The sequence below is a fragment of the Aestuariibius violaceus genome, assembly GCF_040779325.2.
Lineage (GTDB): Bacteria > Pseudomonadota > Alphaproteobacteria > Rhodobacterales > Rhodobacteraceae > Aestuariibius > Aestuariibius violaceus.
Window position 1 is genome coordinate 69,397 of sequence record NZ_JBFONT020000005.1, and the last position, 9,375, is coordinate 78,771.

Here is a 9,375-nt window from a genome sequence, read left to right on the forward strand (position 1 = left end):
GGGTCACCCCCGCAGGGCCAGCCCGCTCTCCGGATCGAACAGATGAACCTGCCCCGGCGCGATGCTCAGCTCGATCCGGTCGCCCGCCTTGATGGCGGTTGTCCCATCCGTCGTGATCAGAACTTCCGGATCGCCCGCCGTGAACAGGTAGCAGGATGATCCCGTCTGCTCGACCGCATCGATCTCGGCCCGGATGGTTGACCCCGCGGCCTCCCCGATCGCCAGGTGCTCGGGCCGCATCCCGACGATCACCGCCTGCCCGCTGCGTCCAGGCGTCTCCACGGTGATTTCCGGCGCGCCTGGCATCTCCAGCCGCACCGTCCCGTCTTCCGCGAACACCCCCGGGACGAAATTCATCGCGGGCGACCCGATAAACCCGGCGACGAACCGGTTCGCCGGGCGGTCATACAGCTCCATCGGCGCCCCTTGCTGTTCGATCACGCCGGCCTGCAGGACCACGACGTGATCGGCCATCGTCATCGCCTCGATCTGGTCGTGGGTGACATAGACGCTCGTCGCGCCGATCCGGTCATGCAGCGCCCGCACCTCCTTGCGCATCCGCACGCGGAGAGCAGCGTCGAGGTTCGACAGCGGCTCGTCGAACAGGAACGCCTTCGGCTCCCGGATGATCGCGCGGCCCATGGCGACCCGCTGCCGCTGGCCGCCCGACAGCTCGCGCGGCTTGCGGTCCAGCAGATCCTCCAGCCCGATGATCGCCGCGACCTTTTCGGCCTGCTTCGCCCGCTCTGCCTTCGGCACCCGCTTGAGCCGCAGCGCATAGGTCAGATTGTCCTGCACGGACATATGCGGGTAAAGCGCGTAAGACTGGAACACCATCGCCAGATCGCGCTTGCGCGGCGGCAGATCGTTCACCACCGCGCCGTCGATCTTCAGCACCCCGCCCGAAATACTCTCCAGCCCCGCGATCGACCGCAGAAGGGTCGACTTCCCGCAGCCCGAGGGGCCGACAAGCGCTACGAATTGCCCCTTCGGGATCGCCAGATCGATATCCTTCAGCGCGTGGAAGGTGCCGTAATGCTTCTGAACGTTCTCAAGCGCGATCTGGGCCGTCATTTCAGGGCTCCGGCAGTCAGGCCGTTCACGATCCGGCGTTGCAGCAGGACGAAAGCGGCAAGGATGGGGGTCACATAGGTGGCCGCAAAAGCCATGATGGCGTTCCAGTTCACCTGGTTCGGTTGCAGGTAATTCGTCATCCCGATCGAGGCGGGCTGCAGCCGGTTATCGGCGATGATCGAGGCCGAATAGACGTATTCGCCAAAGCCCTGCATGAAGACCAGCAGCGCCGAAATCAGCAGACCGTTGCGCGCCAGCGGCAGCACGATCATCGCAAACGCGCCCGCCCGGCTGTTGCCGTCGACCAGCGCCGCCTCCTCCAATTCGCGCGGCACGGTCATGAAGGCGGCCCGGCACAGGATCACGAAGAACGGCATCGTCTTGGCCGAGATCGCCAGAACCGCCGCAAAGCGCGGATACTCCAGCAGCCCCGCCCACGAGAAACCCACGAAGATCGGCGTCACCATCAGCGAGGGCGGCAGCACCTGCAGGGTCAGCACCGCGAACAGAGCGGCGTCAATCCAACCATTGCGATAGCGGGCCAGCACATAGGCGCAGCCTGATCCGAAGACCCCCGTGATCAGCGTCACGCCAAAGGCGATGACCAGCGAATTCCACATGAAGCGCGGGATGTTCGCGACCTCCCAGATGGTCGCGTAATTCTCCCATTGCGGGACACCCGGCAGAAATTCCGGCGGCACCGCGAAGATCGACGACTGCGTCTTAAGACTGGTGACGTACATCCAGTAAAGCGGAAACAGATAGATCGCCGCCAGAAACAGCGCCGCGATCAGCATCAGGCGGTTGGTCATCGCAGGCGTCACAGCTGCGTCTCCGCCTTGGTGGACCGCACGTAGAACACGCTGACCAGCAGCACCACGATGATCATCAGGACAGAGATCACCGCCCCGCGCCCGAAATCGAACTCGCGGAAGCTCAGCTCCCACGACCAGTATTGCGCGACGGTCGACGACCCCGCCGGGCCGCCTTGCGTGATCGCGGCGAAGAGGTCGAATTGCTGCAGGGTGAAGATGACCCCCAGCGCCAGCACCGCCCCGATGGTCGCCCGCATCATCGGCAGGGTGATCGTCCAGAACCGCTGGAAGGCGTTGGCCCCGTCAAGCTCCGCCGCCTCGTAAAGGTCCTCGGGGATCGACGACAGGCCGACCGCCAGAAGGATCATGTTGAAGGGCGTCCCGTACCAGATATTCGCGATCATCACCGAATAGAGCGAGGTCTCCGGGTCCGATCGCCAGAAGACCGGCTCGTCGATCAGCCCCACGTTCTCCAGCACGTGGTTGATGACGCCGAAATCTCCCGACAAAAGCCAGTTCCACAAGACGCCTACCACCAACCCCGGCATCACCCAGGCCGCTAGGAACAGCCCCCGGATCCACGTCGCGCCGGTGAAGTTCTGGTGAAAGAACAGCGCCAGCGCGAAGCCCAGCGTGAACTGGATCGCGACCGACCCCAGCGTGAAAATGATCGTGTTCCACAAGACCGTGCCCGCCTGCCGGTCGTCGAATATGTTCTGGTAATTCTCGGTCCCCGCCGAGGGGTGCATCAACGTGCCCAGGCTGAACACGTCCACCGTCTGAAAGCTGATCACCACGTTGTAGATCAGCGGCAGCCCTGCGAAGACGAACAGGTAGCTCAGGGTGAGGATCACCAGCGCGGTATCGAAGCCGATCCCGTCTCGCATCGAGGATAGGACGCGTCGCATGATCCTCCTTATCCCGAGGCCGCGTTAGGGCGGCAAGTCGCCGCCCTGCCGGGCATCAGTTGATGATCCGGTCGATGCCTTCGGCCGCTTCGTCCAGCGCCTCCTGCGCCTCGGCCTGCCCGGTCAGGACCGCTTGGAAGGCATCCTGGATCTCGTTGCTGATCCGTGGCCATTCGGGATGCGGGCCGCGGTTCACTGCATAGCCCAACTGCTCGGTGAACACGGCCGCCGCCGCATCGATCCGCTCGTCACCCGTCGGCGCCAGCGCGACCCCCGCAACGGACGGCAGGCGGGTGAATTCGGGCCACACCCGGTCGATCTGGCTCTGGTAGTATTCCAGGAACTGGAACGCCTCGTCCGGGTGCTCCGTATTGGCGAAGATTGCCAGGTTGAAGTCCCCCAGCGCCGAGGCGCGCGGCCCGCCTTCTTCCTTCACCGGCAGCAGCGTGACATCCCAGTTGAAATCGGCGTCGGAGGCCATCCGCCCCAGCTCCCACGGGCCCGAGATCGCCATGGCCGCATTCCCGCCGTTGAACGTGCCCGTCGAATCCCACTGGCCGCGCGTCAGTGTGTCGGGTGAGGCGAGCCCTTCGTCGAGGAACGTTTTCCACAGCGCCAGCGCGTCCGCCACGCCCTCGGCATTGATGTTCTCATAACCGCCGCCGGCCATCTGCGCCCAGGGCAGGAACTGGAAAGTCCCTTCCTCAGACGCGCGCGCCGAAAACGCGATGCCGTAGACGTCGTTCTCAGGGTCGGTCAGCGCGCGGGCGGCCTCCAGTAACTCGTCCCATGTCGCGGGCGGGCTGTCGGGATCCAGCCCCGCTGCTTCGAACATCTCTCGGTTGTAGTAAAGCGCGATGGTGTTCGACGCGCGCGGAATACCATAGATCCGGTCCTCCCATGTCAGGCTTGCGCGCGGCCCCGGGAAGACCGCCTCGATATCGATTGCGTCCGAGCCTGCCACCCGGTCGGTGATGTCCAGAAACGCCCCGCGAGAGGCGAAGGCGGCGTGATCCGGATTGTCGATCGCGATCAGGTCGGGGTTCGTGTTTGTCGCCACAGCGCGCAGCGTATCCGTCACCAGATCGTCGAAGCGGATTTCGCGCACATCGATCGTGATGCCGTTGTCCATCTCGGAGAATTCTTGCGCAAAGACCCCCTCGGGCGCCGTCGCGCTTTCCGTCCAGAGCGTCAGGGTCACGTCCTGCGCCAGTGCGCCGCCGCCGATCGTGGCCGTCAGAACGGCCAGGCCGAGTGTCTGTTTCATCATGGTCCTCCTCCTTGTTGGTGTCGCGCCAGTCCGCGCCCGGAAGGGCCTGGCGTCGTTATCGGTCAGCCCGTCCCTTCCCGAAAGAGGGGCAGCAGGGCCTCGGCCCGGCCTTCGCGTATGAAAACAGGGATTTGCCCCCAGGGCGCGTCAATTTCAGGCGCAGTGCCGCCGGGATGGGCGGTACCCGTCCAGGCGTGGATCCATGTCTCACCCTCCGGCAGCGCAACCGCGCGTGCAACCGCCTCGGCGTCCAGCACCGGCGCGACCAGCATATCGGGGCCGAGCATATAGGCGTCGCCCCGGTCATAAAGCTCCGTCTGGTCCGGGAAGTGGTAGAACAGCGGCGCCATGACGGGATCGCCAGTCGCGGCATAGGTGGCGAATGCGTCCTCGAGGTAGGGCCGCAGCCTTTCCCGCAAGGCCAGCAGCCGGACCAGCACCGCCTCGACCGCCTCACCGAAGCTCCACACCTCGTTCGACCCGCCGGAATTGGTGAAGATGTTGAACGTGTCCTGCCCATAGGTGACGCGCTCGCCGGGCAGGGGCGGGGGTACGTCATCGGGCACCCGGAACCCATGCAACCGGCATATGGGCGAGAACACCCCGAACTCGAACCACCGCACCAGCAGGTCCCGGAATGCCTCCGATCCGCCGTGCCCGTCATAGAACCCGCCGATATCCGTCGTCCACCAGCCCATCCCGGCCATTCCGGCATGAAGCCCCGCGGGGATCTGCGCCCGAAACCAGTCCCAGTCCGACCAGACATCGCCCGACCACAGGATCACCCCATGCCGCTGCGACCCGGCCCAGGCCGACCGGCACAGCAGCGTGCCGCCCTCAACCCCGGCCTCGCTCAGCCCGCGCCGGTAGACCTCTTCATGAAGCAGCGGATAGGCGCACAGCATCTCGGCCCCGTTACCGCGCGCTGTCCGCACGTTCTCGGGATGCGCCGGCCGCATCTCGGGTTCGCAGGCATCCAGCCAGAAATGCCTTATGCCGCGGTCCACATAGTTCCGCTTGACCACGTCCCAGTGGAAGCTCTGTGCCTCGGGATTGAACGCGTCGTAATAGGTGAAGAATCCCGGCCCAAACGGATCCTTGTCGGGGAAGGGGATGACCGCCGGGATCCCCCGTTCGGTCGTCAGAAGTAGCCCCCGCTCGGTCATCGCCCGATAGTTCTCCGACGCGGCCGAAACGGTGGGCCAGATCGAGACCATCAGCTCGACCCCCATCTCCCGCAGTTCGGCCACCATGCCCTCGGGGTCGGGCCAGTCCTTGGGGTCGAACTTCCATTCTCCCTGCCGGGTCCAGGCGAAGAAATCGATCACGATACAGGACAGCGGCAACCCCCGCCGCTTATATTCCCGCGCGATCCCCAGAAGCTCCTCCTGATTGCGATAGCGCAGCTTGCACTGCCAGAAGCCAAGCACCCAGTCCGGCACGTCGGGCGAGCGTCCCGTCGCCGCCGCATAGGCCCGCACGATCTCCGGCGGGCTGTCGCCGGCGGTGATCCAGTAATCCAGCACCCCCGTCGCCTCGGCCGTCCACCGCGTGACGTTCCGCGCGAACTCCGCCTTTCCGACGGCGGGGTTGTTCCACAGAAACCCGTAGCCGCGAGACGACACCACGAAGGGGATCACCGCATGGGCGTTCTGCTGCAACAGCGTCGTCGACACACCCTTCAGGTCCATCGCCCCGTGCTGCGGCTGCCCCATCCCCCAAAGGCTTTCGCCCTCATAAGCCGCGAATTGCTGCTCCAGCCGCCAGGACCCTGAGGCGAGCGCCTTGAAACTCCGCGTCCGGGGCCCCGCGAAATGGCTACGCGTCTCCCTCAGCAGCTCCTCCCCGGTATCGGACCGGACGAACCGGATGACCGCCTCGCGCTTGATATCGGCGCCGTAGCGATCGGTCAGTACCACCTCCGCCCGGATCCGGCCGCGCGTGATGCTTGCCCGGTCCTCGCTGATCTCGATCACCGCCGACTGGTTCTCCACAGGCAACAGCGCATCCACATGCCCAGCCACCAGCGCGACCCCCGGCCGCGCCCGCACCCGCAGCGCATCGGCACCCCAAGGCGCGATCCGCAGAACCTCGCCCATGAACCGGCAGTCCAGCCCGCCCTCGATCTCAGAGAACACCGCCACCCCGCTCACCCGATCGCCAGATAGGCGCCGTCGAGGATCACGGCGGTGCCTGACATGTAGTCCGCCTCCTCTGACGCGATGAAAGCGGCCAGCGCCGCGACCTCCTCCGGCTCCGCCGCCCGACCCGCCGGGATGCCCGCGATCACCTCCTCCATCACGTCCTCGGCAATCCCCTCGATCGCCTTCGTCGCGATCAACCCGGGCGCGATGGCGACGGCGCGAATGTCCGGCGCGTGATCCAAAGCCAGCGACCGGGTCAGGGCCAGCACCGCCCCTTTCGTGACCTGATAGGCCGAAAACCCCTTCTCGCCGACAAAGCTCTGCACACTTGCCGTGTTCACGATCACGCCTTTGCCGCCCTGCTTGCGCATCTGCTCCACGGCCACCTTCGCGCCCATCCAGTAACCCCGGATGCCGACCCCGGTGATCTGGTCGAACTCCTCCAGCGTCTGCTCGTGGATCGGCTTGAAGACGGCGGTGAAGGCATTGTTGTGCCAGATATCGATCCGCCCGAACCGCTCGACCGTCGCCGCGGCCAGACCCCGCACAGCCTCGGGATCGGACATATCGGTCATGTGAAACGCCCCGCCGATCGCCTCCGCGACCGCCTCCCCCGCCGGGTCCACATCCGCGATCATCACCTGCGCGCCTTCGGCCGCGAACCGCTCCGCACAAGCCCGCCCGATACCCTGCGCGCCGCCGGTGACCACATAGACCTTGCCCTCATGGCGATCCGGCACTGGAAACATCCGCGCGCTCATCCTGCGCCCTCCCTCGGCAGGATCACATGCTCCTCGGTCACGAGAAACTCGATGCTCTCGGTAAAATGCGCCGTGTCGTCTCCGGCGATCACCCCTTGGGTCGAGGCCAAACCCGCCTCCATCGCCGCCCGGTTGTCGAACCAGATCTCGGCCGACCCGTCATACTCCGCAGATTCCAGATCCCCCGGATCGCCCGCGACGTTGATCCGGTAGCCTCGCATCCCCGGGATCGCCGCGGCCAAAGGCGCGTGCGTGCCGACCCAGTAGTCCCGGAACGCCTCCCGCGTCATCCCGCTCTTCTTGCGGACCAGAGCCACCAGTTTGATCATCGCCTCCGCCTTCTCCTTAAAGAAGTGAGCGTCGATTCCGCCTCCGCCGTCAATACAAACGTTTGGATTCCTGTTTCCACCGCCCCATCGACCGGGTACTCAAGGGCAACGTGCGGCGCGGCACACCCGGTGGAGGAGAGATGCGGAAACGGATCGGGCTCAAGACGCTTGCGGCTGAACTTGGCGTGGACGTCTCCACCGTCTCTCGCGCCTTGCGCGACGATCCGCGGGTGAAATCCGAAACGCGCCGCGCCGTCCGGGACCTTGCCCGGCACTACGATTACCGCCCCAACGCCGCCGCCCGTGCCCTGCGCGGCGGCAAGTCGGGCCGCGTGGCCGTCCTCCTTTCCCCGCCCCAACAGCGCTTCGCTTCGCCGATCTTCCTCGAACTCCTTTCGACCCTCGATCAGCAACTCCGCGACGAAGGCCTCAACCTCGCCGTCTTCGCCGCCCGCGCGCGCGATGAGGAAGCCGAGATCGTGCGCCAGATCGTCGACGAAGGCCTCGCAGATGCGCTTGTCCTCGGCCGCACCCGCAAGGACGATCCCCGCGTCCGCTACCTCCTCGATGTCGGCGTCCCTTTCATCACCTTTGGCACGACGGACTGGATCGACCAGCATCCGACGGTCGAAATCGACTACGCCCATGCTGGCCGCCTTGCCATCCGCGCCCTCGCCGCCGAACGGATCCACATCCTCAGCGCGCCCGAAGGCCTGAACTTCGCCGACAATTACGTCCGCGGCGCAGTCGAGGAGGCCGCGTCGCTGGGCCTTCCCGCCCCGCAGATCTGGCGCATCGAGATGACCGAAGAGGTAGGCGCCGAAACCGCCGCCCGGATCCTCGCCGACGGCGGGCGCCCCGCCTTCGCCTGCATCCAGGACAGCCTCGCTTTCGGCGTCTTCGGCGCAGCCGCCGCGCTGGATCTTGCGGTCGGCCGCGACCTGACCGTCTTCGGTGGCCAGAACTTCCCCGGCTCCGAATACACCGCCCCGCCGCTCTCGACCTTCTCGACCGAAGACCGGCGCGTGGCGGACCTGCTCAGCCAGGTGATGCTCCGGCACCTCGAGGCGAATGGCGCACGGCCTCTGGACGGATACGAACATCACGAGATCCAGCCGACGCCGCTCCTGCGGCAGTCCCACAAGCTGGTCCGCTGAAGGGGCGCAACCGAAGATACCACCAAAGGTGGCAAGGCTTTGTGAAGATACGCCTTTTCCGGTCGAGAAATACAACGCCGTCAGGGTGGATTACCACGCCAATTCAAACGCTCCGCACCACGGTGAGCGTTTAGGACGTCCGCTGGTGGGCGCCCGACGAACGATTGTCGGGCCAATTTCCAAGGGACAACGGACATGACAAAAACTCAATCACCGATGCTGCGCCATCTGCTTGCCGCTACGTCAGTTCTGCTGCCGCTCCAAGCCGCAGCGCAGGACGCGGACTGGTCGGGTGCCTTCGTCGGCGGCAGCGTCGGCATCGGCGCCTTCGAAAGCGATCTGGGCCTCTTCCAGAATGAAAGCACCGACGGCGTCTTCAACCTCCAGGGCGGCTATAACTGGCAGACCGGCAACTTCGTCTACGGTGTCGTCGCCAGCGTCGGCGCGAGCAATTTCGACGAAGGCTTCGATGCCTCCCTCATCGAAGATCTCGCCTTCATCGACTGCAACGCCTCGACCGGGATCGACGCGATGGCCTCCCTCCGCGGGCGCGCGGGCCTCGCCGTCGGCAATTCGCTCTTTTACGGAACCGCCGGCGTCGCCCTTCTGGACGTCGACCAGAACCTCGAATGCGGAGAGGGTGGCGGCGGAGAGTCCTTCTCCCTCATCGACTACGACGAACGCGAGGATGCGCTGGTCGTCGGCTTCGGCCTGGAATCGATGATCTCCGACAACCTGTCGCTGACCGCCGAATACCTGACCTACCGGATCGACGTAGACACCGACGGCGAAGGTTTCGATCTCGGCGACATCAACACCGATATCGGCGCCGACACGATCACGATCGGTCTGAATTACCACTTCTTCTAAAGCAGCCGGGCCGCGTCAATCGGAGGCCCCCGGTGCGGCCTGATTGC

The 9,375-nt window shown here is 65.5% G+C and carries 9 protein-coding genes; 2 read left to right on the forward strand and 7 right to left on the reverse strand.

What is annotated here, in order from left to right; all coding sequences use genetic code 11:
- Positions 1–3: 3 nt before the first annotated feature.
- The 7 genes from AADZ90_RS15965 to AADZ90_RS15995 all read right to left on the reverse strand — a co-directional run bounded on the left by AADZ90_RS15965 (position 4) and on the right by AADZ90_RS15995 (position 7,301).
- Positions 4–1,074, reverse strand: a complete 1,071-nt coding sequence (locus AADZ90_RS15965) for an ABC transporter ATP-binding protein (RefSeq protein ID WP_367311663.1) — start codon at positions 1,072–1,074, stop codon at positions 4–6.
- A complete protein-coding gene (locus AADZ90_RS15970; RefSeq protein ID WP_411997061.1) occupies positions 1,071–1,886 on the reverse strand; it encodes a carbohydrate ABC transporter permease in 816 nt (271 codons plus the stop codon). Before AADZ90_RS15970 ends, AADZ90_RS15965 begins: the two co-directional genes overlap by 4 nt.
- Positions 1,887–1,894: 8 nt before the next feature.
- A complete protein-coding gene (locus AADZ90_RS15975; protein ID WP_367311665.1) occupies positions 1,895–2,797 on the reverse strand; it encodes a carbohydrate ABC transporter permease in 903 nt (300 codons plus the stop codon).
- Between the two features lie 55 nt (positions 2,798–2,852).
- A complete protein-coding gene (locus AADZ90_RS15980) occupies positions 2,853–4,067 on the reverse strand; it encodes an ABC transporter substrate-binding protein (protein ID WP_411997062.1) in 1,215 nt (404 codons plus the stop codon).
- 62 nt (positions 4,068–4,129) lie between these two features.
- Entirely contained in the window at positions 4,130–6,211 is a 2,082-nt protein-coding gene (locus AADZ90_RS15985) for a glycoside hydrolase family 31 protein (protein WP_367311667.1), read from the reverse strand.
- A gap of 5 nt (positions 6,212–6,216) precedes the next feature.
- Positions 6,217–6,972 carry an SDR family NAD(P)-dependent oxidoreductase gene (locus tag AADZ90_RS15990; protein ID WP_367311668.1) on the reverse strand — a complete coding sequence of 252 codons (756 nt, stop codon included), beginning with the start codon at positions 6,970–6,972 and terminating at the stop codon, positions 6,217–6,219.
- The gene (locus AADZ90_RS15995; protein ID WP_367311669.1) at positions 6,969–7,301 is read right to left on the reverse strand and encodes an EthD family reductase; all 333 of its coding nucleotides are present in this window, start codon (positions 7,299–7,301) and stop codon (positions 6,969–6,971) included. Before AADZ90_RS15995 ends, AADZ90_RS15990 begins: the two co-directional genes overlap by 4 nt.
- A 140-nt stretch (positions 7,302–7,441) precedes the next feature.
- Between AADZ90_RS15995 and AADZ90_RS16000 the strand changes: the two genes are divergently transcribed.
- On the forward strand, positions 7,442–8,458 hold the full coding sequence (locus tag AADZ90_RS16000) for a LacI family DNA-binding transcriptional regulator (protein WP_367311670.1): 1,017 nt from the start codon (positions 7,442–7,444) through the stop codon (positions 8,456–8,458).
- A 195-nt stretch (positions 8,459–8,653) separates the two neighbouring features.
- Complete coding sequence (locus AADZ90_RS16005) at positions 8,654–9,328, forward strand: outer membrane protein (protein WP_411997063.1); 675 nt, start codon at positions 8,654–8,656, stop codon at positions 9,326–9,328.
- The last annotated feature ends 47 nt before the right edge of the window (positions 9,329–9,375 follow it).

Bases quoted from the DNA above. Each gene is read 5' to 3' on its own strand.
- AADZ90_RS15965 (WP_367311663.1), bottom strand. From the start codon at position 1,074: ATGACGGCCCAGATCGCGCTTGAGAACGTTCAGAAGCATTACGGCACC.
- AADZ90_RS15970 (WP_411997061.1), bottom strand. From the start codon at position 1,886: ATGACCAACCGCCTGATGCTGATCGCGGCGCTGTTTCTGGCGGCGATC.
- AADZ90_RS15975 (WP_367311665.1), bottom strand. From the start codon at position 2,797: ATGCGACGCGTCCTATCCTCGATGCGAGACGGGATCGGCTTCGATACC.
- AADZ90_RS15980 (WP_411997062.1), bottom strand. From the start codon at position 4,067: ATGATGAAACAGACACTCGGCCTGGCCGTTCTGACGGCCACGATCGGC.
- AADZ90_RS15990 (WP_367311668.1), bottom strand. From the start codon at position 6,972: ATGAGCGCGCGGATGTTTCCAGTGCCGGATCGCCATGAGGGCAAGGTC.
- AADZ90_RS15995 (WP_367311669.1), bottom strand. From the start codon at position 7,301: ATGATCAAACTGGTGGCTCTGGTCCGCAAGAAGAGCGGGATGACGCGG.
- AADZ90_RS16000 (WP_367311670.1), top strand. From the start codon at position 7,442: ATGCGGAAACGGATCGGGCTCAAGACGCTTGCGGCTGAACTTGGCGTG.
- AADZ90_RS16005 (WP_411997063.1), top strand. From the start codon at position 8,654: ATGACAAAAACTCAATCACCGATGCTGCGCCATCTGCTTGCCGCTACG.